Genomic DNA, 26,093 nt, shown 5'->3' on the forward strand with positions numbered 1-26,093 from the left:
TTAGCTGTATATTAGCGGCGCCCTGTACTCATACCCCTTACCTACCTTGGCCAGGGCGTCCTTAGCCTCCTTAGCCATGCCCTGTAACCTGAGCCTCAGGGTCTCGGCCTCCTGAAGGAGCTGGCTGACGTCGACGCTAACGCCCGTGACCTTTGAGAGCCCCTGGAGGGCCACCGCGGCCGCCTCGGGGTCAGGTATGTCAATGAAGGACTCAGCCATGAGGAGCAGCGTGTTAACCCCCCTCTTGACGGACTCTTTCAGTATAGTTGCGTAGGGGCCTACTATGAGGCCACCAGGGAAGGGCTTACCCACATCCTTAAGGGACGACGCCAGCGACTCGGCCTGGGGCGTCGTGGAGAGCCAGTAGAGCGAGGGCTGCACCTCAGCCCTGTCAGGGTTGCCAAGGCCCGACATGCCAACTATGTACTCAATGCCCCTCTTCCTAGCAAACTCCACTATGGCTATTGAGAGGGGCACTATGCCGCTGGCCACTGGCATGATCTCGGTCACGAGGACCGCCATGTCGTTGCTAACGTATATCCTGAGGGGGTACTTAACGGAGCCGTTGACCACGACGGCTGCTGGGGGCAGGTAGCCGTAGCTCTCTATGCCGACAACGTCGTTCATGTTAAGTCTGTTCACCATGTGGCTTGACGCTATGGGGCCCACCAAGCCAGCGTCAGGTATGCCAAGTACCAGGTACTTCGGCCTACCCAGCTCCCCGTACTCTATGAAGTTGTAGCCGAGTATCTCCTCCTCATATGCTGCTAGGGGCACGGTCAGCACCGCGTCTGGCTTTATCTGCAGGGACTATTATAGATGCATACGCGCGCCACTTAATCTTAACAGGCCCTTCAAGGTCACTGAGCGGCCCCTTGTGTGGTACTTAATTAATGCACGCCTTTAGGTCCATCCCTTAGGCGCAGGCGGCGCCACGCTACCATGCATGTATATTATGTTCACTTCAGGTAGCGCACAGGAAGCCTTACCAAAGATGATGGACAGGTGTTATTAAAGGAGGACTCTTGATAAGCAAGGCTTTTCTACTGGTTCAATCAGAATGCACGGAGGGTGCGTGCGCATGCTCAAGGTAAGCATAGACCCAAGGGATAACTGCATAGCCGACATGGTCTGCGTCAGCCTGTGCGGCGACGTTTTTGAGATGAGCGACGTTGACGGGAAGAGCCAGATAATAGCCAAGTGGAGGACGGACCCCAACGACATAAACCACGGCCAGATCCCGGATGACATGAAGGACTGTGCCGACGCCGCGGCGCAGAGCTGCCCGACCAGCATAATACACGTGGAGCCTGCTTAAGGCTAGCAGGCAGCAGAGAAACCGACTAATATAACAAGTTTTAAATAACGTTTTCCTTTATAACTAAGGTCAATAGCTCATGTACATGTAGAGCTCCATCGGCGATGGGTGCATCCTTAAGGTAGCGGCCTCCCTCCTCTTGACCTCAAGGTAGGAGTCTATGAGCTCCTTGCCCATCACCGGGAGAAGGTACTCATGGTCGCTCTCAAGCTCGTCAAGGGCCTCGTCAAGGCTCCTGGGCAGCGTCCTCAGTTTGCCCTCATCCTTGAACTCATAGACGTTCTCGCTGACCGGGTCGCCTGGCTCTATCTTCTTAACTATACCGTCGTAGCCAGCCAGGAAGGTGGCTGAGAGCGCAAGGTAGGGGTTGCAGAGCGGGTCAGGGCTCCTGAACTCAACCCTGGTGAGGTCCTTGGAGCCGCCCGTGGCTGGCACCCTTATAGCGGTGCTCCTGTTGGAGTACCCCCAGGTCAGGTAAACTGGGGCCTCGTAGCCAGGCACCAGCCTCCTGTAGCTGTTAACGGTTGGCGCCACGATGGCCGCAAGGCTCCTGCCGTGCTCCAGTATGCCGCCTATGAAGTACCTTGCCAGCTGCGAGAGGCTGCCGTCCTCGCCGACGAAGAGGTTGCTGCCCTTAGCGTCCCACAGGCTCAGGTGGAAGTGAAGACCGCTCCCGTTGTCACCGAAGAGCGGCTTCGGCAGGAAGACGGCAACCATGCCGCTCTCCCTGGCGGCCTGCCTGGCGACCAGCTTAAACGTGACTATCTCGTCGGCCACGAACAGGGGATCGCCAGCCTTGACGCTCACCTCCGACTGGGAGACCGCGACCTCGTGGTGGGTGGCGTTGAAGTCATAGCCGAAGGCCCTGAAGTACCTCAGCATTCTCTCCCTGACAGCCTCAAGGGAGTCCATGGGCTCAGGCAGGTGGTAGGCCCTCTTAGTGACGGCGTGGGGCGACTCCGTGTCCCACGGCTGCTCCTGGCTCACCACTGAGTAGCCCGTCCCCCTCAGCGGGTTTATGACGTCAACCTTGAGGGACCTGAACAGGAAGAACTCCACCTCCGCGCCCGCAAGCAGCCTGTAGCCCTTGTCCGCCAGGTAGCTCATAGCGGCCTCGGCCACGTACCTTGGGTCCTTCTGGTACCTGGCGCCGTCAGGAGAGTATATCTTACCAAGCACCCTCGCCCTCTCGAGCCTCCATGGTATCCTCGCGAACGTTGAGGCGTCAGCCATCAGCAGCAGGTCGCTTCTGTTAATGGGTTCAAATCCATCAACGCTGCTTCCATCAAAGGCCGCTATGAAGCCGTCCACCTTCTTCTTATAGCTCTGGTATGGTATTACGACGGACCTGAGAATGCCTGGGATATCTATGTATTGAACCTCAAGGAACTCAGGCTCACCTGACGCCTCGGCCTCGCCCATTCTGGCCTCACAGGCAAGGTAACTCTTTGCACACTAGGTTAAAAATTTTAGTTAGCATTCTCAGGTAAAAAGATCTTTGTACAAATCCCACTGGTTACCATCTCATTAAGTGTATGCATACGTATTTATTATGTCACCTTGGAAGTTTTTAAACCGCTGTACATTTATCTGACCCACTCCCTGTATACTTACAAGGGAGCTGCTTGAGGTCCGTGTCCTCTGAGGAGGCCCCCTCTGACGGCCGCGTACTCCCGCGCAAGGTCCAGAGGCTCGGCACTTCATCGCTCATAATTACGCTTCCCCGCAACTGGGCCAGGTCGCACGGGCTTAAGGCGGGCAGCATGGTGACAGTTGTTGAGGACGGCGACAAGCTTGTGGTAATGCCCTCCGTTAAGGGGAGACTGCTGACCGCGTCGTTCTCCTTAAAGCACGTGAACGTGTGCAAGCACCTCGGCCGCGTTGTCTTCTGCGCGTACCTCTCCGGCCTCGACGGACTCACGTTCTACTCGAATAGGCCCATAAGGGCTGACATCGTGGAGAAGATAAGCAAGGTCTCCCAGGCCCTCAGCAATGATAGCATAAAGGTCTATCTCAACAGCGTCTATGAGGTCAACGCCTCCATAGAGGACTATAAGGGCGACGTGGCGAGCTCGCTGGCCAACTACGGCAGGAGCCTGGCAGCCGCCTTTGAAAGGCTCTCGCAGCACCTGGAGGGGAGCAGGATGACGGAACAGGAGCTTGAGAGCATATATAGGGAACTTAAGGGGCAGGCCTTCAGGATGCTGAGGTCCGGGGCGAGCGGCGTCGACTACGGTGTCTCCCAGGAGCACCTTAACAGGCTCCTCATGGCTGGCGTCGGCCTCATGATACTTGTTAATGATGCCTTCTATAAGCTCGCCAAGGATCTAGTGGCCCTTGAGGGACAGCTGTCGCAGAGCGAGAGGGAGAGGGTGAAGTTCCTCTTCCAGGTCCTTGAGGTCTCCTTGGTGGCAGCATCAATGGGAGTTGAGCCCCCGAGCATAAAGAAGGAGGAGGAGGCATACTCAAAGCTCAGGATGCTCCTTGACATAGAGGGTGAGCTCAGCGATATAGTTAGCGCCTCAAGCGCAGCCTACGCCTACCTGCTCGCCAAGATCCTTGACGTGGCTAAGATCGTGAGCAACATAGAGGAGACGCTGCTCTGCCGCTCCCTCTTCAAGAAGTACTCTGACTCCGAGCAAGAGCTATGATGTACTGCTCGGCCCTGAGCAGTGACTCCAGGAAGGTCGTGGTCAGCTGGGTCAGCTGACCCTGTAGGCCTGGGTCAGGCCCGTTCTGCAGGGATTCCGCTATGGCTGAGAGGTTCTCAGCGGCACCCTCCGCCTGTGAGACGTATCCCTGGAACGTGGAGTTGGCCCCCATCTCAGCCCCTATGAAACCTATGGCCTTGACGGCCTCAACCGTCATGTTGGCAGCCTGCGAGGCTGCCCTTGAGAGCTCGTAGCGCGCAAACGGGCTCACGTTCGCCTCAACCGTTAAGTTTACAGCAACGTCGAAGGTCTTCACAGCTATCAGGTTGAGCTCAAGCGAGGAGTTGACGGCCTGCAGCGACCTCTCTGCCATTGCTGCGTGGAGCGTGGCGTTCAGGTAGCTCGTGAGGTTCTGGTAGGCCTTCAGCAGCTTCACGGTTGAGTTCAGGAGCTTCGCGCTTGCTATGGCATAGGATGTCATGTTAGTGAGCCTGCGCTCCTCCTCGTTGTACTTTGACTGCAGTGAGAGGTAGCTGGCGTACCACGCTATGTTAGTGGCGACCAGTATGACTACCAGGGCGACCGCTATAATAATTAAGTACCTTGACCTCCTGGCCTCCTGAGTCAAGCACCCTTCCCTTTGCACCCCGCGGCTTAAGAACTATTAAGCTGATATACCAGCCGAGCTAATGATTAAGGAGAGTGTGCAGCTTGGCCTCAGCCTGCAGCGAGGGGCGCAGACCCGTAATAGTTATCTCAGGCCAGCCGGGCTCCGGCAAGTCAACGTACGCGAGGAGGCTCGCCGCTGACCTGGGGCTCAGGTACTACACGACAGGCCATGCCTTCAGGAAGCTAGCTGAGAAGCTGGGCGTCAGCCTCATGGAGCTTAACAGGATGGCTGAGAAGGACCCCTCGATTGACCTGTCCATAGACATGGACTCCCTGGCCGAGGCCAGGAGGGGCTGCGTCGTTATAGACAGCCACCTGGCCGGCTGGCTGTTGAGGGACGTCGCGGACGTGACCATATACATCAAGGCTTCGCTGCCCGAGAGGGCTAGGAGGATAGCCTCAAGGGACTCTAAGGCGGACTCTGAGGCCTTGGCGGAGGCCTCGCAGAGGGAGATAAGCCACTGGGAGAGGTTTGCTAGGTACTATGGTATAGACGTCAGGGACCTGTCAAGCTATGACCTAGTTATAGACACCACGAGGATAGACATCGAGGGGACGTACCAGGTCATATTGACCTTTGTTAAAAACGTTCTTTCCATTTGACCTGTCAGCTTGGCAGCCCTCAGCTCTTGCCTATGCAGATCTCTATGCTGCTGACTCTCCTGGTCTTCTGCTGGTTCGTCTGTGGGTCTGTGACAGTTATGTCGTGGCTCCCTATGTCAATGCCCTTTATGGCGACGTTCTTGGCGAACCTGCTCCTTACTATCTCAACTGTGTCAACGGCCTTGGTGATGTTCCTTCCTCTGGCCTTTATCACGACCTGGTTAACGTTCTGCTCCATCAGGGTGGTCAGGACTGCCAAAACATAGTTCATTACAGGCTTCTTCCCTATCCTTACCTCAGGTGCGCCCTCACAGACCATTTGGGACACCTCTAGCCTAGACATTTGGGCTGATTTGCTATAGGCCTAAAGCTCATATAAAAGCTTTTCTGAGAGCCCTCGCGGCCTTAAATCAGGCCTACCATAAGGCTCTAGGGCTGCGGTGGGATATGCACTTAGTGCAAGCCTGAGGTCGTCCAGGGCGACGCCCTACGTAGCTGTTTCAACTTTCATATAGTATAGTTGTCACGCAATCAGCATATACAGGAGGTACGTAACCGAGCACTCAAGGTGTGGGGCCCCTGGGGTGGCCCTGAACGCCCCCAAGCCCGATGAAATCCCGAGCGGGGTGCGGGGGAACAGGGATGAGGCGATGACCGTAAGGTAACATGAACCTGTATGAGAGCTGAACCCCCTGCTGATGCGAGGTTCTGAAACACCTCCCAGCTCTAGGACACAGCCCCGGGACATAACAAGGTTTTTAAGCGCTCAATCAAGGGGTTATCTAGAAGGGACCGCACCATGATAATCTATAGCCCTTTCATGGGGCTCTTCGCCTTCATGATGGCATACTGGTGGCTCCTCATACTGACATCAATAGCGGCCGGAGGGGCTGTGGCCGCAATGGCAGCCATAGCCCCTAAGGCTATAAAGGGCGAGCCTAAGAGCCTCTCAAGCCTTAGGGCTTCAATGGCTATAACCGCCCTAGCGATAGTCCTCGCCGGCATCGGCGTCTTCATAGGGGTAGCCTGGCTGTTCGCTTATATCTTCGGCTTCTCCTTCGGCGCCTCCGCGGGCGTGTACCTCGTAACGTCAGCGGTCATATTCACCTTCTTCATAATACTGATCCAGTGGCTCCTCTCGCCCTTCTTCATAAACTTGGCGTACAGGGCCCATCCGCCGAAGACGCCGGAGGAGAAGAGGTACCAGGCCATGCTTGATGAGGTGGCTAAGCGCAGCCACATAAAGGCCCCGAAGCTGAGGATAGCCGAGACCAACATACCTAACGCCTTCTCCTACGGGAGCCCTGTCTCCGGGAGCTACGTGGCCGTTACAAGGGGGCTCCTCAACCTGATGCCTGACGAGGAGGTTGAGGCCGTGCTGGGCCACGAGGTCGGCCACCTGAGGCACAGGGACGTCTCCTGGATACTGGCCCTGAGCGTCATACCTCTGGCGGTCTACTACCTGGGGCAGATGCTTATCTGGAGCGGGTTCTTCGGCGGCATGGGCGGAGGAGGTGAGGGTAGGGGCAGAAACGGAGGAGGCGGCGGGGGAGCCCTGTTGCTGGCGCTCGTAGGCATAGTACTTGTTATGGCCGGCGTCGTCTTCAGGTTCCTTGTAGGCAACTTCAACAGGCTGAGGGAGTACTACGCTGACGCAAACAGCGCCATGGTTACCTCGCCGAGGAGGATACAGAGGGCCCTCGCGCGCCTGCACATAGCTGTTGAAGGCAACTCCTACTTCAAGCACCAGGTCAACTCGAGCACAGGCTCAACCCTTAAGGCCCTGTTCATAGTGGCGCCCTTCGTCGAGATAAACGGCGGCTTCCTCTACGAGCCAGACGAGGACGCGTGGCCCTGGAGAAGGAGGATGGAGCCTGACCTGAGCAGGTACAGGAACTACGACGTCGATCAGCTGATAGAGAGGATAAAGAACGAGAAGACGGACCCCGTGCAGGAGATCTTCGCCACTCACCCGCCGATACCAAAGAGGCTGAGGTTCATAGACAACATAAAGTACACGGTGAACCCTCTAGAGGCCTGACTTTAAGAGTTCTAAAGGGACTTCGCGACCTTTTTAGGCATTCTTAACGCTGGCCATTCCTAATTGCAGCGTGGGTTCCTGAGGGATAGGGCCCTTAATAGGCCGCAGCCCTAAAGGTACATCTAAGGGGCTGAACCTGACGCCTGAGGGAGACAGCAAGGGAAAAAGGAAGCCGAACCTAGATGACTTCCTGAAGGAACTTGAGAGGGCGATAAACCAGGAGGGCGCCAGGAGGGAGGAGCCGGGCAGCGACAGGGGCGAGCAGGCCAAGCGCCAGGAGGAGCCTACGCGGAGCGCTAAGCCAGGCGAGGCGCCCAGCAAGAGGCACAGGAACATCCTTGACTTCATGGAGGAGGGCACAACGGCGCAGAGGACGGAGGAGAAGGCAAAGAGCGAGGAGGCGCAAAGAAGGCTGAGCAGCCTCAGAGCGCCGTTGAGAGCCTGCAGGGCGCCCAGCAGAGGGTGCAGGCCCCTCAGGCTGAGGAGCCGCGGTGGTCCGCCGAGGCGGAGAGGTACAGGTGGTACGAGGAGTCGAGCGACTTCGCAGTTGAGGCCCCCAAGGGCTCAGGAGCCGTCCCCTGGTGGCTCTACCAGCACGAGATCTACTCCTCCCAGGCGTCAGGCTACCTGATTGAGGTGAGGTACGAGGGGGACCTGGGCAGGGCCGTGGCCTTCCTCTACGACCCTGAGAGGGGGCAGGTGGTCAAGTGGGCCGACAGGACTGGCCACAAGCCGTACTTCCTCACCAACATGTCACTCACTGATGAGGGCAAGGCTCCCATTGACTTAACTAAGTACAAGTCCTTCAGCAACCTGGCGGTCGTAACGAAGAGGGACCCCATAACCAACAGGGACGTCAAGCTGCTCAAGATAGTGACGAACGACCCCCTCGCCGTCAAGACCCTAAGGTCCGTGCTAGCTCAGAAGGGCTACAGGGTCTGGGAGGCCGACATAAAGTACTTCCTCAACTACATCTACGACAACCAGCTGATACCCGGCATGCCATACGACGTCGCTGACTCCTGGAGGCCTAGGTCGTGGAGGCACAGCGAGGAGCTGGAGAAGCTGATAGAGGGCTCATTCACGGAGGACCTCAAGGAAATAGCGCTTGAGTGGCAGTACATATTCGAGGAGCCTTCGCCAAAGGTGCCTAAGGTTGCCTTTGACGTGGAGGTCATAGCCCCCGGCGAGGGCCACTTCCCAGACCCTAAGGCTGCTGACATGCCTGTGATGAGCGTCTCCATAGTTGACGACGCGGGCAGGAGGTCCGTGCTACTGCTAGCGAGGCCTGGCAGCAAGTTCAGCGGAAAGGTTAACGTTGATGGTGAGGTCGAGCTGTTTGACAGCGAGAGGGCAATGCTCCTTGAGCTCCTGAGGAGGCTCAGCCGCTACGCCGTAATCTTCACGTTCAACGGTGACAACTTCGACCTACCCTACGTCTACAACAGGCTGATAAACCTGGGCGTGAGCCCGGACGACATACCTATAACCTTCCTTCAGGACTACGTGACCTTCAAGGGAAGGCCTCACGTTGACCTGCACAGGTTCTTTGACATAAAGGCTCTGCAGACCTATGCGTTTGGCAACAAGTACAGGGAGAAGAGCCTTGAGGCTGTGTCTGAGGCCCTCCTAGGGCAGACCAAGAAGGAGCTTAGCACTTTCCTCAACTACGTTGACCTTGACGAGCTCGCTGCCTACAACCTGCAGGACTCCGTGCTTACCATGGGCCTCGTCACCTTTAACAATGAGCTCGCCTGGAACCTTCTCGTGCTCCTGATGAGAATAAGCAAGTCAGGCCTCGAGGAGGTCTCCCGCTCCCAGGTCTCGGCCTGGGTAAGGAGCACCCTCTACTGGGAGCACAGGAAGAGGGGCCTCCTGATACCAAGCAGGGAAGACATAGATGTCATGATAGGGAAGCAGGCGCCGAGGAGCGCGGCTATAATAAAGGACAAGAAGTACAGGGGCGCCATAGTGCTCCAGCCCCCACAGGGGGTCTTCTTTAACATAGTCGTGCTAGACTTCGCCAGCCTGTACCCCTCCGTCATAAGGAACTGGAACCTCAGCTATGAGACCGTTGACAACCCCTACTGCCAGAAGTACGTTGAGGCGCCAGAGGTTGGGCACCGGATATGCATGGACAGGAAGGGCATATCAAGTCAGCTGGTGGGCCTTCTGAGGGACTTCAGGGTCAAGGTCTACAAGAGGAGGGCCAAGGACAAGAACCTGAGCGATGCCGAGAAGCTCTGGTACGACACCGTGCAGGCCGCTATGAAGGTCTACATAAACGCCAGCTACGGCGTCTTTGGCAACGAGTCCTTCGCACTCTACAGCCTCCCCGTGGCTGAGAGCGTCACTGCAATAGGCAGGGCGACGTTGCTTGAGACCCTGCGCAAGGCCAGCGAGCTGAACCTCCACATACTCTACGGCGACACTGACAGCCTCTTCGTCTGGGACCCACCCAAGGACGCCCTCAACAATGTCATAAAGTACGCGCAGGAGAAGCTAGGCATGGACCTTGAGATAGACAAGACCTTCAGAATAGTGCTCTTCAGCGGCCTCAAGAAGAACTACGTTGGCTTTGATAACAGCGGCTACGTTATAAAGGGCATGGTAGCAAAGAAGAGCAACACCCCTGAGTTCATAAAGTCCGAGACGAGCGACATCATGAAGATACTGAGTTCCATGCAGGGCCCCGAGGACCTGGAGAAGACCCTTGACCTGCTGAGGGGGAAGGTCCAGGAGATATACACTAAGCTTAGGAGGAGGGAGTACACGCTCGACCAGCTTACCATATCAGTGATGCTCAGCAAGGACCCGATGGAGTATAAGAAGAACACCCCGCAGCACGTTAAGGCCGCGCTCCTGCTTATGAACGAGGGCGTGCCCATAAACAAGGGAGACATAATATCGTTCGTGAAGACAAAAGACAAGGTCGGGGTCAAGCCAGTGAGGCTGGCGAGGCTCTCGGACGTTGACACCTCCAAGTACCTGGAGTACGTCAGATCCGCCTTTGAGCAGTTCCTCCTGGCCTTTGGGGTCAGGTGGGACGAGATGGCTGGCGTCAAGAAGCTGATATGAGCGTCAGGCCTCACACGGCTCCTCATCCCTGAAGTCAGGCCGAAGTCGCTCCTCATCCGCCTTGCCTTTGTTGGCAACGATCGCCTAAAAGTCCTTCCTATAATATATCAAAAATAAATGATATTAATTGAAAAAGCTGTGCTGTCTTTACTTGGGGCTCCTTATACCCCACAGCTTCCTGGCCGTGACCTTGAGGCCAGCGCTTATGGCGTCAAGTATCTTGGGGTTGAGCTGCATCCTTGTCCTGGCGGGCGGCGGCGATATCTTGCTGAGCTGGAGGCCCAGGCTAAGCACCGAGGAGAGGACCTCGCGGGAGCCTGGGTACTTGGCGCCACCTATGAGGCCAGCGAAGTAGGGCGCCCAGGCCGTCGGGTCCCTGCTCCTCCTAGTTATTACTAGGAAGCCGCCGACAGCGGCGCCGACCTCAGGCTTCAGTCTGTATGAAGTGTAGTTCCCCGTGCTGGACTCCTCCTCTATGTAGTTGCCCTGCCTGAGGGCAGACGATATCATGTCAAAGAGCTGCTGGGCCTTCCTGCCGCCTATCCTGACGAGAGTGGCCTCCCTGCCCTGGGATCCGGGGCCCCTGAACTGAATCACTAGGCCCCTGGCAGTCTTCCTGAGCACTAGCCTGTACGTCACGGGCTTTGAGCTCTCCTCAGCCGCCAACCTAGCTCACCTCTACTACTCAGCAGCACAGTGGTAGCCAGCTAAATTATAGTTTTCCTCCCGGAAGCCAGGAGTATCATTTATGTGAAAAAGCGCCTGGAAATACCGTTACGTGAGACCTAAAGGCTAAGGCTCTCAGGGTTCAGCGGGGCCTCCACCCCACGGCGTAAGCTACAGCCGTGCCGAGACCCACCACGGCAAGGTTAATGGCAAGCGACGTCATGCCTATGTAGACTTGGTAGCCAAATATCGGGTATGTCGAGCTGACTAGCGGGCCGAAGTGGTTTGCATAGAGGAGCAGCATGATTCCTGAAAGCATCCCTGCAGCCCAACCTGCTATCAGGGAGTACCTTTCAATCTTCCTGGTGAGAAGCCCAAGGAAAACAGGGGGCAACGTCTGCAGTATTATGATGCCTCCCGTGAGCTGGAGCTGTATCGCGTAGGTCAGTGGAGTGGCGAAGACGAAGCCCAGGGCCAGGAACTTGAAGACCACCGCCGCCCACTGGGCTGCCTTTGTCTCGCCCTTCTCGCTCAGCCTGTGAAATGGCTCTATCACGTTTCTTACCAGGAGGTTGGCCTGAGCTATTGCCATTATTGCAGCAGGTACCATGCCTCCCACAAATATACCTAGAAGCACCAGGCCTGCGAACCATGACGGGAGCAACGTAGCGGAAAGCGCAGGCACCACCAGCAGGCCCCTCTCCGCTGCCGGGAACTGGGTCAGGAACTTCATTGTGGCGGGCGAGCCGTAGACCAGTATCCCGAGGAGGGCCAGTATGGCCAAACCTATACCATAGACTGGAAGCAAGGCAGTGCTGTACCTGAGGGATTTCCTCGACTCGGCGCTCAGCGAGCCGTTGATACTGTGCGGGTAGAGGTAGAGCGCCAGCGCGCTCCCTATGAAGAGGCTCTCATACGCTGGCGTGAATGCCGCCTTAAGCGTCTCCACGCCACTTGCAAGCTTGTGCTGGGCCGCTGCGCTGAATGCCGTCGAGAAGCCCCCCTTTATGGAGAGCGGCACGATCACTATTAGCGATATCACGCCGAGCCAGACTAGGGCGTCCTTAAGCACGGCCCCGAGGGCTGAGCCCCTGAGCCCGCTGGTGTAAGTGAACGCGGCAAGTATTGCGAAGGCTATTAGCAAAGCTACCTCAGAAACAACCCTTGCGCTTGAGACGCCCGCCATCATGACCTCAAGCACGACCCTCATGCCATCTATCTGGAGGGCTATGTAGGGCAGCTCCGCCACTATGCCAGTCAGGGCAACCAGTATAGCAAGGGTCACGGAGTTAAACTGGTCCTGAACGAAGTCAGCTGCAGTTATGTAGCCCCTCTCCCTTGACTTGTCCCAGAGCATTCCCATGAAGAGCATCGCCAAGGCGAACGTTAGTGAGACGTAGGGCACCGCGAAGAAAGCTAGGGCCCCCTTAGCGTATTCGAGGGACGGAACGGCAACGAACGTGTAAGCTGTGTATAGGTCAGCGCCTATGAGGAACCAGGCCAGGAATACCCCGAGCCTCCTCCCAGCCAGAGCCCACTCGTGAAGCTGGGCTAGGTTACCCCTCCTCCATCTGGCCCCATAGAAGCCGAGGAAGACGAAGAGCGCGAAGACCGTCCAGAAGGTAATCCAGCCCGCCAGGCCCAGCAAAGCGTCTCACCTCTCCCCACTACGGCTTAAGCCGCGCTCCCATATTATGGCGGCCGCTATGTAGAGAACTGCAGATATTGCCAGCCAGAGGGTCTGGGACCAGTAGAAGAAGGAGACGCCGCCAAGCGATGGGCTCACCATGTTGTAAGCTGGGTAGGTCATGTAGTACACGAGCGGTATGAGCAGAAGTACAGCTATAGCGACCTTCTCACGCGTGGTAAGCTTACCACCCATAATAAGCCCACCACCCTATATTATGCCATTCTAAGCTAACAGTATATTTGCTTTTAGTTTGTAATATATATACTTGATAAAGCACTACAGCGTTTTGCTAAAAATTACCACGTCCAGGCAAGATTTGACTGAAGGGCCTAGAGCTTAAGGAGAGATTTAAGCTTGACGAAGCATCAGACGTGGGGGTTAACTTTGAGCGCTGGTGAGGAGGGCCGCAGGCGCCTTACAATTAAGGACATAAACGGCCTGTGGATAGAGTATGACAAGCAGAGCGACACCCTTTACATAGGCTTCGGCGAGGGTGAGGCCGAGGAAAGCTTTATGCTTGACGACGGAACTATAGTCAACGTGAGCGATGATGAGCTGATAAGCATCGTAATTCAGAACGCCAGCGAGAGACTTAATCTCTGAAGTTCCCAGCGCTTGAGGAGACTGTTATTAGGGCGTCCTGAAGAGCCCTCACGAGCCTCTCAAGTCTCTCAAAGTCACCCCTGACGTCAACGAACCTGCTGGCCTGCTCCAGCGTCTCCCTCTCCCTCCTCGAGCCGGCCATGATATAGTAACCTAGCAGCGCCTCAAAGTCCTGGCTCCTGGCGAGGCAGCAGCTGGCAATCATGCTGTACTCGTCCACCGCCTTCTCAATGCTATCCCTTACGTTCCTGAGCGATACCAGGTACTCGCTGAGCTGTCCCAGGGCCTCCTCCCTGTCCCCCTCGCGGAGCGCCATGTAGAGGTTAAGCTGCTCCCTTAACCTCTCCACCAGGTCAGCGTGCTCCTGGAGGGCCTGGGCTACCCTAGTGACGCTGAACTGAAGCAGGCCCTCGACGTTGCTGCACTTTACCTCGCAGCTCATCAGCGCGGCGCCCTCACCGTGACGGTGCTCCCGTCAGCCACACCGCGCTCCTTCATCTCGTCAGGGTTAGCCCAGACGGTAGTGTCGTCCCCGATAGAGTCGTCTATGGCAACCTTGAACCTCAGCCTGAGCTTGCCGCCAACGGCAAGCTCGACCTCGTCCACTATGCCAAGCTCTGAGGCAAGATTCTTTGAGAGCTTTATGGTGCCCTGCTCCACGCCCTGGTCATGTACGAGCTTCACCCTCTTCTCGCTGATCTTAGACTTCTTTGAGTATATGGTCGAGGCTGAAGGTATAAATGAGAGCATCTTATTTACGTCAACCTTCTCCTGGTCGCTCGAACTCATGATCTCTACCCTTCAGACCTTACCGGGGTCCCGAGGCTCTCTATGTCAGCCAAGTTATAAATAAATTTCTTCAAGGCCCCTGGGGCCTCCTCCAGCTTAAGCCTTACCTGCCTCCACGTGTCCCTGTCCCTCATAGTTACTGTGTCATCCTCAAGCGACTGGTAGTCCACGGTGAAGGCCGCTGGGACCCCTATCTCGTCAGCCCTGGCGTACCTCTTGCCTATGCTGCCGCTCTCATCGTAAATGACCGCGAAGCCGGCGGACGCCAGCCTGTCCCTCAACTCAAGCGCCTTCTGCCTGAGCCTCTCATCTCCTTCTATCAGGGGCAGCACTACGGCGTCCACGGGGGCCAGGTACCTGGGCAGCGAGAGGACCACCCTGCCCTCCCTCTCCCTGTAGGCCCTCTCAAGAGCCACGTAGAGCAGCCTGTCAGTCCCAAACGAGGGCTCAAACACGTGAGGCACGTAGGTCCTGCCGCTGACCTTCTGCTCAACCTCAACTATCTTTACCGCCGAGGCTGGGAACTCAAACTCGCCCACGACAAGCTTCCCCCTCTCCTTGAGCTGCCTCTCAGCCTCCTCGGGCGGCACCGACTCAGCAAGCCTGACGGCCTCAGAAGCCTTTGACCTAAATGTGCGGCCCGCGTACGCCAGGTCAACTATGACCTTCTTCACTTTCTCCACGCGAGGCTCCTTGTACGGCTCAAAGACGCTGAGGTCCTGTCCGCTGTACTTTATGTGGCGGCTCAGGTCGTAGTCCCCCCTGTAGGCGTACCCTGCGACCTCGACCCAGCCCCACCTCGACGTCTTTACCATCTGGTCGAAGACCTGGGTCGCGTAGTGGGCCTTCTCCTTCGGCCCCTTCTCCTCGAAGAAGGTCTCGTCCTCGGGGACCCCAATGTACTTGACAAGGTCGAGGCCAACCGCCATCCAGTAGGCCATGCAGGGGTGGGCCACTATGCCCTTCTCTATGAGCTCCCTCACTGTGAACTCCTGGGGCTCGCCGCCCTCAAGGCGCACCTTGTACTGCCTGACCCTCAGCCTGCGGTCCATCACCTTGTCAAGGTTTGGGCACTCCTTTGACTGGGGGTCGAAGAAGAACTCCATCTCCATTATGGTGAAGTCCCTGAGCCTGATCATGCCCTGCCTTGGGCTTATCTCGTTCCTCCCTACCCTGCCTACCTGGGCTATGCCCAGTGGCATCCTGCCCCTCATAGTCTCTAGGACCCTCTTGAAGCCCAGGAACATGCCCTGGGCAAGCTCTGGCCTCACATAGCCAACGCTACCCTCATAGGGCCCTATCTGTGTCTTGAAGAGGAGGTTGAATGTCGTGACCTCCGAGAGCTCGCCGCCGCAGATGGGGCACCTTATGTTGTTCTCCCTTATCTTCCTCGTCAGCTCCTCAGGGCTCAGGCCTTCAGCGCTTACCTTGAGGGCGTCCTCAACAAGGTGGTCTGCCCTGAATATCCTGCCGCACTTCGTGCACCTGACCACGGGATCCGTGAAGCTCTCGACGTGGCCGCTGGCCTCGTAAACTATCGAGGGCCCTATGAGGGGCGTCTCTATCTCAACGACGTAGTCCTGGTGACTAAATACGAAGAGCCTCCTCCACGCGTCTATTATCTTGCGCTTCACCGCGACCCCGTAGGGGCCTATGTCGTAGAAGCCCGCGAGTCCTCCGTATATCTCGAAGCTTGGCCAGAAGAAGCCCCTCCTCTTAGCCAGCTCCACCATCTTGTCGTAAATGTCCTGCTCCACCATCTTGGCCGCTACCTCGGCTACACCCTGTGTATGAGGTTTTAATCTATTGTAGTGGCAATAGCTGGGAAAGGACCTTGGGCCTGGGAAGGCTTTACATAACGTCAGCCAACAGGGTCTTCGCGGGCATTGAGGGGAGCCCTAAGTCTGCCTACAGGGTGATAGGGGTCCCATATGATTCTACCACAAGCTTCAGGCCAGGCACAAGGTTCGGCCCTGACGCCGTGAGGCTTGCCGCGGCTGGCCTTGAGAGCAACAGCGCATTCATAAAGGACGTGTTCCTCGAGGACCTGTCCCCCTACGACGAGGGCGACGTTGCTGTATCGATAGGGGACACCAATGAGACCATCTCAAGGGTTGAGACTGTCATAAGGGAGCTCAGCTCCTCGGGGCTGCCAGTCATGATTGGAGGGGAGCACACGGTGACCCTTGGCGCCCTCAGGGCGTTCGCCGAGAGGAACCCCTGCGTAGTCATGTTTGACGCGCACCTTGACCTGAGAAACGAGTACCTTGGCCTTAAGGTGGGGCATGCGACCTTCATGAGGAGGGCCCTTGAGCAGGTCAGGGTGCCGAAGCTGATCTACGTCGGGGCCAGGGCCCTCTCGAGGGAGGAGCTGGAGTTCGTGAGGACTAGGAGCAACATAGCTGTGTTCAGCCCAACCGACATAATGGCCTTGGGGCCCGTGAACGTTGCCTCAAGCATATCATCGCACCTCAAGGACTGCGAGGGCTTCTACCTCACCGTTGACATGGACGCCTTCGACCCGGCCTACGCCCCGGGCGTCGGAAACCCTGAGCCCCTGGGCCTCACGCCATACGATGGCCTCTACATGGTCTCCCGCATAGTGGATGAAAGGCTCCTAGGCGTTGATGTCGTTGAGGTCTCGCCCCACTACGACCCAGGGGGCGGCACGGCTGCCCTGGCAGCCAAGGTACTGATAGAGGCCATGATAAAGCACTACGTCTCCTCCAAGGACTCTAAACAGCGTAGACCCTCCTAGGCGCCACTATAGTAGATGGGGCCCTGACCTTCACAAATATCCTGTAGCCGCAGCGCGGACAAACCATGCTGTAGTACTGACTCAGCTCGCTCTTACTTACCTTGTAGCCGCACCTCAGGCACATGTAGTAAACTTCCCTTGGCTTTATCCCATAGAGCTCCTCCGGCGCCTCAGTCCCCTGGGCCTCAGGCGCCCCAGCCTGCTCCTCAGACAACGCCTGACCCCAGCTCACCGCTCCTGCAAACGTATATATCCCTGTTAGCTGTACCTTAAGGTGAGCGAGAGGTGGCTGTAAAAGCCCATGTCTGAGAGCCTGGACTGCGGAGGACTTCCTCCTGAGATCTGCGAGCAGCTTAACGCTGAGCAGCAGGTTATTAAGATAAGGCTTGAGGTCAGGAGGTTCAACAAGCAGGTCACCGTTATCGAGGGCATAGACAGCAAGCAGTTCAACCTTAAGGAGATAGCCTCAAAGCTTAAGAGTGAGCTAGCAGCAGGCGGCACGTACAAGGACGGCAGGATAGAGATACAGGGAGACCACAGGAGGAAGGTGAAGGAGATCCTCGTCAAGATGGGCTTCCCTGAGGAGAACATAATGATAATAGAGTAGAGAGGCAGGTTAGTAATTTAAGCTAAGAATAATTAATTTAAAAACGCCCTTTTTGATCATCTTACGGCCAGCTCCTGTGCCGGCACGGCTAGACCACGCTCAAAGCCCACCGGACCCTATTTTATTAGACCCTGCGCACATAAGCAACGCACTTTTAAATGCATGGCTAGGGTATCCAGGCAGGGTTAGCTTTGAGGCCCCTGGCCATATACGTCGGTGGCTCAACTTTGACGTCAACGGTACCTGGCCTCAGCATAGCCGGCCCCTCGCCGGAAGGGACGCTGTACACGCCCTCCCTTGACCTTGAGTACTTAGTCCTTGGAATGCCAAAGACCCTAAATGTCGTGCCCATGACACCGGATGGGTTGCCAACCCCGGCCGTTATAACTAGAGCAGTCCTCGAGCTGATCAAGGTTCCCTACCTAGTAGTTGACGCCGGGACATACTATGGTATAAGGGCCCCTCACGTGAAGCTCCCAAGCGCCAAGCATGGGGGTAACGTAGCTGAAGGCCCCGCGCTGCAGCATGGCACTGCATCCCTCCTGCTCCAGGAGGGCAGGGCTCTCGGCCTGACAGTGTCAAGGAGTCACGACGTTGTACTGATAGGAGAGAGCATACCGGGAGGTACCACCGTGGCAGCCGCTATAATGAGCGCAAGCGGCATGGACGGCGTCGGCTACGTCAGCAGCGCGTCGCCGGACAACCCGAAGGACCTGAAGAGGCAGGTGGTCTCAAAGGCCCTCAGCAGGCTCCGCGGTGGCCTGGACGTCCTCTCGATAGTGGACGAGGTGGGGGACCCAGTACACGTGACCATGGCTGGCATAGCGATCGGCGCCTCTGAGGCCGGGGCTTCTGTAGTGCTGGCCGGCGGCACTCAGATGGGGGCTGTCCTTGCTATACTTAGGGGCCTTGGCTTTGACACCAGCAGGCTATCAGTGTGGACAACAAGGTGGATAGCGGATGACGGAAGCTCCAACATACAGGCTATAGCTAAGGCCTTTGACGTCCGCGACCTTGAGGTCTCGGAGATCAGCTTCTCCGACGCCCCGTATGAGGGCCTCAGGATGTTCGAGGCCGGCTTCGTTAAGGAGGGCGTCGGCGCTGGCGGCACCATGGTTCTGGCGTCTAAAATGGGCTTCTCTAATTCTGAGATAAAGTCAGCGATATACTCTGAGTACAAGAGGTTAAAGGACCTTGGTAAGGCTTAAGCTTGAGAGCGGCTACCTGGTAGTTGACCTGGGCTCACCAAGGCTTATAGCCACCACTGCTCACCCTAAAGGGCTTGTCACCGCCTCAAAGGTGGCCATAGTTCACGTCGACAAGGACGCGGACCTCTCGAGGCCTGATGACTTTAAGGCCTCCGTCAGAGGCAAGCTGGACCTCAGCGAAGACGATCCAGTGATGTTAACGGCCGTTGACGTAAACAGGTACAGGGAGGCCGTCGAGGGGGACTACGGGGTCCTGGCAACCGTAGGCCTTGCAAACGCCGCCTGTCACGGCATGGAGGCGACCTACAGGCCCCTCACTGCATCAACTATCAACATAGTAGCCTGGGTCCCTGACAGGCTTACAGTATCGGCCATCCTAGACCTATTTAGGGTCGTCGCTGAGACAAAGGCGGCTGCAGTGGCTGACCTAATGTTAAGGTGCGACGGCGGCAGGGCGACGGGAACGGTGAGCGACGCCATAGCGGTAGCTGCGGTCCCCAGCAACAACGGCTACCTCTGGGCCGGGCAGGCGACCACGGTGGGCTCCAAGGTGGCGGCGCTGACCTACAGGGCCCTCACTGCTGAGAGCCCCTCCGTTGATGATGAGCTCCGCTGGGGACTTGGGGTCAGCCTTGAGGAGCTGTTGGACGACGCCATTAAGCTGTACCAGGCGGCGCCGGTCCCAGGTTTAAACTCCTTAGAGGCGAGGGAGATCATCAGGAGGGAGCTGGAGAAAATCCTCCGGGACCCAAACGTCTGGCCATTCATAATAGCCGCCAGGGAGAGCGACCTGCGCGGCCAGTCGGGCCTCATACCCGGGCTCAGCAGGGATGAGTTTGAGGCTGACAGCAAGAGAATAATAGCTGACGAGCTCCTCGCCACGGCCCTCAGCGTTTACATTAATGGCTTCAGGGCGCTCACCGCAACGTACTGGGCTGACACGCTGAAGGGGAGGCTCGGCCTTAAGCTGTCGGCCCTGCCCATGTTTGAGGACGACATAGCTGCAGCCCTTGTGGCCTCTGCCCTCTCAAGGGTTTACGACAGGCTGCTAGGTGTTGGCAGTGTTTGAGGTCTCAGCCATAATGGCCGGCGGGGCTGGGTCAAGGATAGGCGGGCCCTGGAAGCCTGCAGTAAGGGTCTGCGGCAGGCCCCTTATAAGTCACGTGCTTGACGCGGCCCTTCAAGTCTCCAGGCTTGTCATTGTAGTAACCTCACCATTATCATCAAGGTACCTGAGGGGGTTAGCGGAGGACCCCAGGGCCTCGGAGGTGGTCCTTGACGGCGATGGATATCCAAGCGACTTGGGCAGGCTGGTAAGCATGATGAGGGCCAGGCCCCTTCTCGTGCTCCCAGCCGACGTGTACGGCCTCACGCCCGAGGTCCTTAGCCATGTCTATAGGCTGAGCACTGAGGCTGGGGAGCCCGTGGTGTCAGTTAAGGTCAACGGCAGCTACAGCGGCATCTCCGTCTTCAAGGGCTACCAGTTTGAGCCTTGGACAGACGTCAACATAAGCGCCAACGTAGTTAATGTAAATGACGGTGATGCACTTGACAGGGCCAGGAGCATGTGCATGGAGGCGTCACGGGGGTAACAGCCCGCCCGGGGCTATAGACTTCAGCGCCCCGGCCAACCCACTGGGGCCGCCGCCAGGGCTGGCAGAGCTTATCATGAGCTGCGCGTCCTCGCGCGTCTACCTGAGTTACCCTTCGCCAGGCCTCCAGTCAAGGCTCGCGTCGGCCGCCTCGGAGTACCTGGACGTTGATGAGGACCACATAGTGCTCTCCAATGGGTCAGCCGAGCTGCTCTCGCTGATCCCCCTGGCCCTAAAGGCCAGAAGCCTTGTGGTTGTTGAGCCTAACTTCGGTGACCACGAGCTTCTAGCCAGATCCGTGGGCGTCGACCTCCTAAGGGTCCTCATGCCTGCTGTAGACGACTCCTTCCAGGTGACCACCGATGACATAATAAGGGTCGCGAGGGCCGCCAGGTCCCCGGCGGTGCTGATTATGTCAAGGCCAAACAACCCGACGGGCTACCTCGCTGATGAAAGGCTAATTGACGATATATCCTCAAGGTTGCCCAGGGACGTGACCCTCGTCGTTGACGAGGCCTTCATAGGCCTTAGCTCCCTTGGCACGAGCCTTGGGGACCGCGAGGACCTGATAACGCTTAGGTCCTTCACAAAGGACCTAGCAGCGCCGGGCCTAAGGCTTGGGGCCATGGTAACCTCAAACAGGGCTGCGCTCAGAGCCGTCTCAGGCTCAATGCAGGCGTGGCCCGTGGACTCAATAACCGCGTGCTCCCTCTCGTCGCTATTAAGCGACAGGTCCGTCAGGGACCACGTGAGGCGCGGGAAGGACCTAGTCGCCAGGGAGCTCCCGAGGGTCAGCGAGGGCCTCAGGTCGGCAGGCTTCAAAACCTTCAGGTCGGCCGCCCCCTTCGTGTTGGTAAAGCACAGGAGGCCCAACCCTGACCTGAAGGATGCCCTCCTTGAACACGGCATCTACATAAGGGACGCCTCGAGCTTCTACTCGCTCGACAGGCACTACTCGAGAATATCAATAAGGTCGCCCAGGGACAACGACGTCCTTCTAAGCGCCGCGAGGTCGATAGGGCCTTGAGCGTTAGGGACCTCCTGGCGCTCTTCACGAGGCTGCCCGTGGGGTCGGGGAGCGTCGAGGGCGCTGCCTCAAGCTTTTACCTGGTCCCCCTGGTCGGCCTCGTCGAGGGTGCAATAGTCTCCTTAGTCGGGGTGGCCATCAGTTATCTCAGGCTACAGCTGCTGGCGGCGGCCCTCATGATTGCGGCTCACCTAGCTGTGACGGGAGGCATGCACATTGATGGGCTCGCTGACTACAGCGACGTGCTCGGCTCAGGGCTGAGGGGCGAGGGGGCCTTAAAGGTGCTCAAGGACCCAAGGAGGGGGTCGTTCGCTGTCGTAGCCGTGGTAGTTGCTCTCCTTGTAAGGTTCTCAGCCCTCTACTACCTGGCGGCGTCGCCAGTCATAATTATGGCATCGTACATCTCGTCGCTTGAGGCCTCATTTATAGTTGCGCGGCTTGGCGTGGAGGAGCCTTATGAGGGCATGGCGCGTCCCTTCACGAGGTCAGCTAAGTTGGCCGAGCAGCTGAGGCTTAACATTATCGTTTACGTGGCACTCATGGCGGCGCTGGCCCTGTTTGACCCTGTGAGCCTGGTGACGGCCCTCTCCTTGGCTGCTGGCCTCCTCGTCACACTTGACGCGAACTCAAGGCTTGGGTTTGTGAACGGCGACGTCATTGGGACGTCAATAGAGCTCGGGGGCCTCGTGGCACTCGTCGCAGGTGCCCTGGCTTGATCCTGCCGGGCTTCCTTTACCCAGGCCCCCTGGAGGTCGTCTCAGCGCTACTGCTTGCAACGGCCCTTGACATAGTTTACCCCTACCACAGCGGTGTGATGCTTAAGATACATCCCGTTCACACCTCCTACTTCATGGCGCTGAGGCTCTTCAGGCCCTACTCGTCGCGCCTGCGCGGGGCCCTCATATGGCTCGCTGTAATGGCCTCACACCTGGCCATCTACTCAGCCCTGCTCTACTTTGCCTACAGGCTGAGCCCCGTGGCCTGGGTTATAGTGGCGGCTTACATAACTAAGGCATCAATGTCTGCGAGACTGCTCCTAGAGGAGGTCAGCAGTGCCGGGAGGGGGCTACTTGAGGGCGACCTCAACGCTGCCAGGAGGGCCGCCCAGGGCCTGGTGAGGAGGGACCTAAGCAAGGAAGACCCAGGCCACGTAGCATCTGCAGCCATTGAGTCCCTCGCTGAGAGCCTCAACGACGGCCTCGTCTCGCCCCTCTTCTGGTACGCTTTGCTTGGCCCGCTCGGGGCCCTCGCGCAGAGGCTTGTTAACACCATGGACGGCGCCCTCGGCTTCAAGGACCCTGAGCACATAAGGGCTGGGTGGCTCAGCGCCTGGGCTGACACCATTGTAAATTACATCCCGGCCAGGGTCACGGCGGCCCTTATAGTGATAGCCTCAGCGCCTCACAGGTCCTCCGGAAGGGCCCTCAGGGCGTGGCTCAGGTGCGGGAGGCTCACTGAGAGCAGGAACGCCGGGAGGCCCATGTCAGCCATGGCGGGCTCCCTGGGCGTCATGCTAGAGAAGAGGGGCTCCTACACGCTCTGCGGGGAGTTCGGGAGGCTACCTGAGGGCCGTGACGTCGCTGAGGCCGTAAGGGTTGCAGCTATATCGTCAGCTCTGCTGGTCCTGGCCGAGGTCATTGTCCTCCTGCTTATCTGACAGGCATTAAAATCAATGCCGACCTGAACGCGGCAAGAAACATAGCGAAGAAAGCAGGCTACAAAACACCGATATCGAGGAGGATACTGAGCTATACAGTCACTGCTAACGGCGTGAAACCGTTAACCCCCAAAGAGGGGGTAACGTTCGAGACCCACGGTAGAAACCCCGCCCTTAAGGGCGGGGAGGGGTCATAGGCCGCCAGCAATGAGAAGAAGCTACTTAACCTCCCTCAGCGCGCGGCCGCTCGAGAAGGCATGAGGTGCGAGGACCTAGGGGCTGCCCTGCTTGACTCCGTAAAGGAGTTGGTTGCCAGCGAGGGGTGTGACTGCGTGCTCTTCAGCGGCGGCATAGACACCACATTCGTCACCCTGGCCGCCGTCGAGGGCGGCCTAAGGCCTAAGCTCATATCAGTGCTCTTCCCCGGCTCGGCTGACGAGGAGTACGTAGACTACGTGTCAAGGGAGCTTGGCCTGGAGCTAATCAAGGTCAGGCCAACCGCCGAGGAGGCCCTTGCATGCGCTGACGAGGCGCTAAGGTCAATGGTGACGATAGACCCCATAGAGGTCATCTCAGGTGCCGCAGTCTGCCTGGGCCTCAGGAAGGCCAAGGAGCTTGGCTGCAGGTGCGTTGCGACAGGCGACGGAGGGGATGAGCTCTTCATAGGCTACGACTTCCTCTTTCCTGAAGGCCGCGATGAGCTTGAGAGGTGGCTAAGCAAGGTCACGCGTGGGGCTTTCTTCAACTCAGTTCCCATATCGGGCCGCCTGGGGGTCAAGGTGCTGCTACCCCTCTACAGCGACAAGGCCAAGGAGCTCTCCTGGGAGGCCCTGAGGCTCGGCTGCGACCTGAGGGAGCTCAACGGGGTCAAGTACGGCAAGTACCTAATGAGGAGGGTCATAGAGGCCAGGGGGCTCAGCAAGGTGGCCTGGAGGCCCAAGGACCCCATAACAAGGGGAAGCGGCTCACAGTCGCTGCTGGACGTAATGAGCAGCCTCACCTCTAACGATGAAATAATTGAACTCTCCAGGGAGACGGGCGTGCTGTTGCCTTCAAGGCCCCACGCCTACCTACTTAAGAGGAGGCTGTCCCTTGAACTTCAGATGCCGCAGAGGGCGACCTCCAACAGCTGCCCCATATGTGGCTCAGAGATGAGGGACGGCTTCTGCAGGTTCTGCGGGGCCTACATAGATAGGTCGGACTCGCTCTCTGTATACTCCGACGACGCTGCCAGCCTCACGGGCGCCTCAAGGCTGCTTGGAAACCTCAAGAAGTCTTGAAAGCGTGAACCTAGCATTCCCAAGCATCCAGTGATCGTTGTTAAAAAAGACGTAGGCCCTGCTCGGCCTGAGCGCTACTATCTCGTTCACGTCGCTGAGGAGCTCCTCCTCGCTGTACTCATAGGCGTACCACGAGGCCCTTCCGTGCATCCTGAGGTAGACGACGCCGTTGGTGCTCCTTATAAATACCCCCATGGGCGAGTCAACAGACACGAAGGTCACGCCAAGCCTTCTCAGGGCCTCAACGGCATCGTCCGAGAACCATGAGGGGTGCCTGAACTCCAGCGCCGCCCTCTGTCCAAGGCCTGACCTCATCACAAATGTCTCAACCCTGGACAGGTTCTCCTCAGTGTAGGCGAAGTTGGGCGGCATCTGAAAGAGGTAGAAGTCTATGAGATTGTTCATTGGCTCGAAGAGCCTCCTGAACTTGGCCCACGTGTCCGCTGCCTTATCATTAAGCCTGTGAACATGTGTTATCAGCCTGTTCACCTTAATTGACCACCTGAGACCTGAGCCCCTCCTGGACCACGAGGTCACCTGCGAGGGGAAGGGGAACCTGTAGAACGAGGCGTTCAGCTCCACGGCGTTTAGCCCGCTGTTCTCAGCGTACCAGCCGAGGCTACCATCCTCGTTCCAGTCGTAGAGCCAGCCTGATGTACCGACGTAGACCTCCAACCGACCTCCTCCCCGCCCTAAAGGGCGGGCTTTCAGCTGTAAGGCCCCTAGCTGTAGGGGGCCAGCGAGCTTATAGGAATGGCGAAACTCCCTAATATTGGTGGACACGCCGCGGAGGGCGAGAAGGGCTCTGACATTGAGGCGAAGCTGACGCAGCTGAGCCCCCTGTCGCTCTACATACTCTTCCACCTTAAGAGGGCCAACGCTGACTACGCGGGCTCGATATCTAAGGTTATCGAGGTGCCAATAGAGAAGGTTGTTGACGAGCTTGACAGGCTTGAGTCGACAGGCCTGATACAGAGGCGCGTCGGGGGCTCATCAATAAAGCGCAGTGAGGCTAGATTTAAGCTCTCCGACGAGGTACATAAGCATCACGTCTACTATGAGCTTAGCAGGGAGGGCGAGGCACTGGTCAGGGAGCTCGTGAGGGACCCCCGGAAGCTCTCAGAGTACTTTGACAGACTTGCAGGCCACAGGAACGCCCTCAAGCTGCTCCTCTTCCTCTTTGAGGCCAAGAACGAGCACGCCGGGACCCTGGCCAAGGTGGTTAATGACACGCCCTGCAACACCGTTGACCTCCTCGACAGGCTCGAGTCCCTGGGCCTTGTGGTTAAGGTCAAGGAGAAGGTCATAAAGGCCTCCCACAGGAGGGCCAAGCCGAAGCCCGAGACCAGGACGCACCACGTCTACTACAGGGTCAGCGAGATGACTAAGATGCTAATAAGGTACAGCGACCTCAGGAGAGCCTCACAGGGGGCCTACGCTTGATCTTCCCTGCCTGACGCCCTGGCCTGCCAGGGGCCTGAGGGCCTCCAGGCCGCCCGTGAGGAGCTTGACTAGGTTCTCAGCGTGCGCCCTGGCCCTGTTTACGGCTATCTCCCTGAGTTCCCTTGGGTCCTCAGTCTCGTCCTCGTGGACTGTGACGTCGACAACTACCTTGCCCGTAAGCACGGAGAGCATGACGAGGCCTACGCTCATAGCTATGTAGCTGTACTTGTCCACCTGGGTGGCGCCGACCCAGCCAAGCGTTATCACGCCGTCGCAACCCATGTCTATAAGCCTGCGGGCGGCGCCGGGGAGGTCCTTTATGCCGGGCACTGTGTACCTGACTACCCTGTAGTCAGGTAGCTCCTCCCTCAGCACCTCCTCGGCGACGGAGCCCATGTCGACCCTTGAGAAGG

General features: G+C 57.7%; 29 protein-coding genes. 16 read left to right on the forward strand and 13 right to left on the reverse strand.

Features of this window, described 5'->3' with window-relative positions; all coding sequences use genetic code 11:
- Complete coding sequence (locus tag SE86_RS01380) at nucleotides 1–777, reverse strand: PAC2 family protein (RefSeq protein ID WP_117355029.1); 777 nt, start codon at nucleotides 775–777, stop codon at nucleotides 1–3.
- 304 nt (nucleotides 778–1,081) lie between these two features.
- Between SE86_RS01380 and SE86_RS01385 the strand changes: the two genes are divergently transcribed.
- The gene (locus SE86_RS01385) at nucleotides 1,082–1,318 is read left to right on the forward strand and encodes a ferredoxin (protein ID WP_174221329.1); all 237 of its coding nucleotides are present in this window, start codon (nucleotides 1,082–1,084) and stop codon (nucleotides 1,316–1,318) included.
- 69 nt (nucleotides 1,319–1,387) lie between these two features.
- Here SE86_RS01385 and glnA read toward each other — a convergent pair whose 3' ends face one another.
- On the reverse strand, nucleotides 1,388–2,740 hold the full coding sequence (gene glnA / locus SE86_RS01390; protein ID WP_117353974.1) for a type I glutamate--ammonia ligase: 1,353 nt from the start codon (nucleotides 2,738–2,740) through the stop codon (nucleotides 1,388–1,390).
- Nucleotides 2,741–2,952: 212 nt separating this feature from the next.
- Here glnA and SE86_RS01395 point away from each other — a divergent pair, with 212 nt between their 5' ends.
- On the forward strand, nucleotides 2,953–3,969 hold the full coding sequence (locus SE86_RS01395) for an AbrB/MazE/SpoVT family DNA-binding domain-containing protein (RefSeq protein ID WP_236747386.1): 1,017 nt from the start codon (nucleotides 2,953–2,955) through the stop codon (nucleotides 3,967–3,969).
- Here SE86_RS01395 and SE86_RS01400 read toward each other — a convergent pair.
- Entirely contained in the window at nucleotides 3,935–4,597 is a 663-nt protein-coding gene (locus SE86_RS01400; protein WP_117353976.1) for a hypothetical protein, read from the reverse strand. The two genes, SE86_RS01395 and SE86_RS01400, sit on opposite strands and share 35 nt — an antisense overlap.
- 74 nt (nucleotides 4,598–4,671) lie before the next feature.
- Here SE86_RS01400 and cmk point away from each other — a divergent pair, with 74 nt between their 5' ends.
- Entirely contained in the window at nucleotides 4,672–5,241 is a 570-nt protein-coding gene (gene cmk, locus SE86_RS01405; protein ID WP_236747336.1) for a (d)CMP kinase, read from the forward strand.
- Between the two features lie 19 nt (nucleotides 5,242–5,260).
- On the opposite strand, the gene albA is transcribed toward cmk, so the two are convergent.
- Complete coding sequence (albA, locus tag SE86_RS01410; RefSeq protein WP_117353978.1) at nucleotides 5,261–5,560, reverse strand: DNA-binding protein Alba; 300 nt, start codon at nucleotides 5,558–5,560, stop codon at nucleotides 5,261–5,263.
- A 480-nt stretch (nucleotides 5,561–6,040) separates the two neighbouring features.
- Here albA and SE86_RS01415 point away from each other — a divergent pair, with 480 nt between their 5' ends.
- Nucleotides 6,041–7,282: a zinc metalloprotease HtpX gene (locus SE86_RS01415; protein ID WP_117353979.1), complete on the forward strand. Its 1,242-nt coding sequence runs from the start codon at nucleotides 6,041–6,043 to the stop codon at nucleotides 7,280–7,282.
- A gap of 462 nt (nucleotides 7,283–7,744) precedes the next feature.
- The gene (locus SE86_RS01425; RefSeq protein WP_236747337.1) at nucleotides 7,745–10,360 is read left to right on the forward strand and encodes a DNA-directed DNA polymerase I; all 2,616 of its coding nucleotides are present in this window, start codon (nucleotides 7,745–7,747) and stop codon (nucleotides 10,358–10,360) included.
- Nucleotides 10,361–10,507: 147 nt separating this feature from the next.
- On the opposite strand, the gene SE86_RS01430 is transcribed toward SE86_RS01425, so the two are convergent.
- The 3 genes from SE86_RS01430 to SE86_RS01440 form a co-directional block, all read right to left on the reverse strand.
- A complete protein-coding gene (locus SE86_RS01430) occupies nucleotides 10,508–11,026 on the reverse strand; it encodes a hypothetical protein (protein ID WP_023428489.1) in 519 nt (172 codons plus the stop codon).
- A 142-nt stretch (nucleotides 11,027–11,168) separates the two neighbouring features.
- A complete protein-coding gene (locus SE86_RS01435; RefSeq protein ID WP_117353982.1) occupies nucleotides 11,169–12,674 on the reverse strand; it encodes a sodium:solute symporter in 1,506 nt (501 codons plus the stop codon).
- Nucleotides 12,675–12,680: 6 nt separating this feature from the next.
- Nucleotides 12,681–12,908, reverse strand: a complete 228-nt coding sequence (locus SE86_RS01440; RefSeq protein WP_117353983.1) for a DUF3311 domain-containing protein — start codon at nucleotides 12,906–12,908, stop codon at nucleotides 12,681–12,683.
- Between the two features lie 192 nt (nucleotides 12,909–13,100).
- Between SE86_RS01440 and SE86_RS01445 the strand changes: the two genes are divergently transcribed.
- On the forward strand, nucleotides 13,101–13,319 hold the full coding sequence (locus SE86_RS01445; protein WP_117353984.1) for a DUF2283 domain-containing protein: 219 nt from the start codon (nucleotides 13,101–13,103) through the stop codon (nucleotides 13,317–13,319).
- Here the strand turns inward: SE86_RS01445 and SE86_RS01450 are convergent.
- Genes SE86_RS01450 through glyS form a run of 3 tightly spaced genes read right to left on the reverse strand, consistent with a single transcriptional unit; the run spans nucleotide 13,309 to nucleotide 15,868 of the window.
- Nucleotides 13,309–13,761 (reverse strand): hypothetical protein, encoded by a 453-nt coding sequence (locus SE86_RS01450; RefSeq protein ID WP_117353985.1) that lies wholly within the window; start codon nucleotides 13,759–13,761, stop codon nucleotides 13,309–13,311. The genes SE86_RS01445 and SE86_RS01450 overlap by 11 nt on opposite strands.
- Entirely contained in the window at nucleotides 13,761–14,108 is a 348-nt protein-coding gene (locus SE86_RS01455) for a hypothetical protein (protein ID WP_117353986.1), read from the reverse strand. Before SE86_RS01455 ends, SE86_RS01450 begins: the two co-directional genes overlap by 1 nt.
- A gap of 5 nt (nucleotides 14,109–14,113) precedes the next feature.
- Entirely contained in the window at nucleotides 14,114–15,868 is a 1,755-nt protein-coding gene (gene glyS / locus SE86_RS01460) for a glycine--tRNA ligase (protein WP_117353987.1), read from the reverse strand.
- A gap of 74 nt (nucleotides 15,869–15,942) precedes the next feature.
- Here glyS and speB point away from each other — a divergent pair, with 74 nt between their 5' ends.
- Nucleotides 15,943–16,866, forward strand: a complete 924-nt coding sequence (gene speB, locus SE86_RS01465; RefSeq protein ID WP_117353988.1) for an agmatinase — start codon at nucleotides 15,943–15,945, stop codon at nucleotides 16,864–16,866.
- Here the strand turns inward: speB and SE86_RS01470 are convergent.
- Nucleotides 16,844–17,080, reverse strand: coding sequence for a hypothetical protein (locus SE86_RS01470; RefSeq protein WP_211096635.1), 237 nt, complete (start codon nucleotides 17,078–17,080; stop codon nucleotides 16,844–16,846). The genes speB and SE86_RS01470 overlap by 23 nt on opposite strands.
- Before the next feature lie 87 nt (nucleotides 17,081–17,167).
- On the opposite strand from SE86_RS01470, the gene yciH reads away from it, so the two are divergent.
- The 8 genes from yciH to SE86_RS01510 all read left to right on the forward strand — a co-directional run bounded on the left by yciH (nucleotide 17,168) and on the right by SE86_RS01510 (nucleotide 24,237).
- On the forward strand, nucleotides 17,168–17,473 hold the full coding sequence (gene yciH, locus SE86_RS01475; RefSeq protein ID WP_117353989.1) for a stress response translation initiation inhibitor YciH: 306 nt from the start codon (nucleotides 17,168–17,170) through the stop codon (nucleotides 17,471–17,473).
- A 191-nt stretch (nucleotides 17,474–17,664) separates the two neighbouring features.
- On the forward strand, nucleotides 17,665–18,681 hold the full coding sequence (gene cobT, locus SE86_RS01480) for a nicotinate mononucleotide-dependent phosphoribosyltransferase CobT (RefSeq protein ID WP_117353990.1): 1,017 nt from the start codon (nucleotides 17,665–17,667) through the stop codon (nucleotides 18,679–18,681).
- Nucleotides 18,668–19,750 carry an adenosylcobinamide amidohydrolase gene (locus SE86_RS01485; RefSeq protein WP_117353991.1) on the forward strand — a complete coding sequence of 361 codons (1,083 nt, stop codon included), beginning with the start codon at nucleotides 18,668–18,670 and terminating at the stop codon, nucleotides 19,748–19,750. The genes cobT and SE86_RS01485 overlap by 14 nt, the downstream gene beginning before the upstream one ends.
- Nucleotides 19,743–20,273: an NTP transferase domain-containing protein gene (locus tag SE86_RS01490; RefSeq protein ID WP_236747387.1), complete on the forward strand. Its 531-nt coding sequence runs from the start codon at nucleotides 19,743–19,745 to the stop codon at nucleotides 20,271–20,273. The genes SE86_RS01485 and SE86_RS01490 overlap by 8 nt, the downstream gene beginning before the upstream one ends.
- Nucleotides 20,230–21,300 carry a histidinol-phosphate transaminase gene (locus SE86_RS01495; protein WP_211096636.1) on the forward strand — a complete coding sequence of 357 codons (1,071 nt, stop codon included), beginning with the start codon at nucleotides 20,230–20,232 and terminating at the stop codon, nucleotides 21,298–21,300. Before SE86_RS01490 ends, SE86_RS01495 begins: the two co-directional genes overlap by 44 nt.
- Nucleotides 21,297–22,016: an adenosylcobinamide-GDP ribazoletransferase gene (cobS, locus tag SE86_RS01500; RefSeq protein WP_158543071.1), complete on the forward strand. Its 720-nt coding sequence runs from the start codon at nucleotides 21,297–21,299 to the stop codon at nucleotides 22,014–22,016. Before SE86_RS01495 ends, cobS begins: the two co-directional genes overlap by 4 nt.
- The gene (locus tag SE86_RS01505) at nucleotides 22,013–22,957 is read left to right on the forward strand and encodes a cobalamin biosynthesis protein (protein ID WP_117353995.1); all 945 of its coding nucleotides are present in this window, start codon (nucleotides 22,013–22,015) and stop codon (nucleotides 22,955–22,957) included. The genes cobS and SE86_RS01505 overlap by 4 nt, the downstream gene beginning before the upstream one ends.
- Before the next feature lie 257 nt (nucleotides 22,958–23,214).
- Nucleotides 23,215–24,237, forward strand: coding sequence for an asparagine synthase C-terminal domain-containing protein (locus SE86_RS01510; protein ID WP_117353996.1), 1,023 nt, complete (start codon nucleotides 23,215–23,217; stop codon nucleotides 24,235–24,237).
- Here the strand turns inward: SE86_RS01510 and SE86_RS01515 are convergent.
- Complete coding sequence (locus tag SE86_RS01515; RefSeq protein ID WP_117353997.1) at nucleotides 24,205–24,912, reverse strand: DUF72 domain-containing protein; 708 nt, start codon at nucleotides 24,910–24,912, stop codon at nucleotides 24,205–24,207. The two genes, SE86_RS01510 and SE86_RS01515, sit on opposite strands and share 33 nt — an antisense overlap.
- A gap of 78 nt (nucleotides 24,913–24,990) precedes the next feature.
- Here SE86_RS01515 and SE86_RS01520 point away from each other — a divergent pair, with 78 nt between their 5' ends.
- A complete protein-coding gene (locus SE86_RS01520; protein ID WP_211096637.1) occupies nucleotides 24,991–25,680 on the forward strand; it encodes a DUF2250 domain-containing protein in 690 nt (229 codons plus the stop codon).
- On the opposite strand, the gene ribC is transcribed toward SE86_RS01520, so the two are convergent.
- The gene (gene ribC / locus SE86_RS01525) at nucleotides 25,660–26,076 is read right to left on the reverse strand and encodes a riboflavin synthase (RefSeq protein ID WP_342755403.1); all 417 of its coding nucleotides are present in this window, start codon (nucleotides 26,074–26,076) and stop codon (nucleotides 25,660–25,662) included. The two genes, SE86_RS01520 and ribC, sit on opposite strands and share 21 nt — an antisense overlap.
- Between the last annotated feature and the right edge of the window lie 17 nt (nucleotides 26,077–26,093).

This window comes from Acidilobus sp. 7A (assembly GCF_003431325.1).
Lineage (GTDB): Archaea > Thermoproteota > Thermoprotei_A > Sulfolobales > Acidilobaceae > Acidilobus.

What these genes read in the sequence shown, in the direction of transcription:
- glnA (WP_117353974.1), bottom strand. Translation starts at nt 2,740, where the DNA reads ATGGGCGAGGCCGAGGCGTCAGGTGAGCCTGAGTTCCTTGAGGTTCAA.
- ribC (WP_342755403.1), bottom strand. Translation starts at nt 26,076, where the DNA reads ATGGGCTCCGTCGCCGAGGAGGTGCTGAGGGAGGAGCTACCTGACTAC.
- SE86_RS01510 (WP_117353996.1), top strand. Translation starts at nt 23,215, where the DNA reads ATGAGGTGCGAGGACCTAGGGGCTGCCCTGCTTGACTCCGTAAAGGAG.
- SE86_RS01520 (WP_211096637.1), top strand. Translation starts at nt 24,991, where the DNA reads ATGGCGAAACTCCCTAATATTGGTGGACACGCCGCGGAGGGCGAGAAG.
- albA (WP_117353978.1), bottom strand. Translation starts at nt 5,560, where the DNA reads ATGGTCTGTGAGGGCGCACCTGAGGTAAGGATAGGGAAGAAGCCTGTA.
- yciH (WP_117353989.1), top strand. Translation starts at nt 17,168, where the DNA reads ATGTCTGAGAGCCTGGACTGCGGAGGACTTCCTCCTGAGATCTGCGAG.
- SE86_RS01455 (WP_117353986.1), bottom strand. Translation starts at nt 14,108, where the DNA reads ATGAGTTCGAGCGACCAGGAGAAGGTTGACGTAAATAAGATGCTCTCA.
- SE86_RS01440 (WP_117353983.1), bottom strand. Translation starts at nt 12,908, where the DNA reads ATGGGTGGTAAGCTTACCACGCGTGAGAAGGTCGCTATAGCTGTACTT.
- SE86_RS01385 (WP_174221329.1), top strand. Translation starts at nt 1,082, where the DNA reads ATGCTCAAGGTAAGCATAGACCCAAGGGATAACTGCATAGCCGACATG.
- SE86_RS01415 (WP_117353979.1), top strand. Translation starts at nt 6,041, where the DNA reads ATGATAATCTATAGCCCTTTCATGGGGCTCTTCGCCTTCATGATGGCA.
- glyS (WP_117353987.1), bottom strand. Translation starts at nt 15,868, where the DNA reads ATGGTGGAGCAGGACATTTACGACAAGATGGTGGAGCTGGCTAAGAGG.
- SE86_RS01450 (WP_117353985.1), bottom strand. Translation starts at nt 13,761, where the DNA reads ATGAGCTGCGAGGTAAAGTGCAGCAACGTCGAGGGCCTGCTTCAGTTC.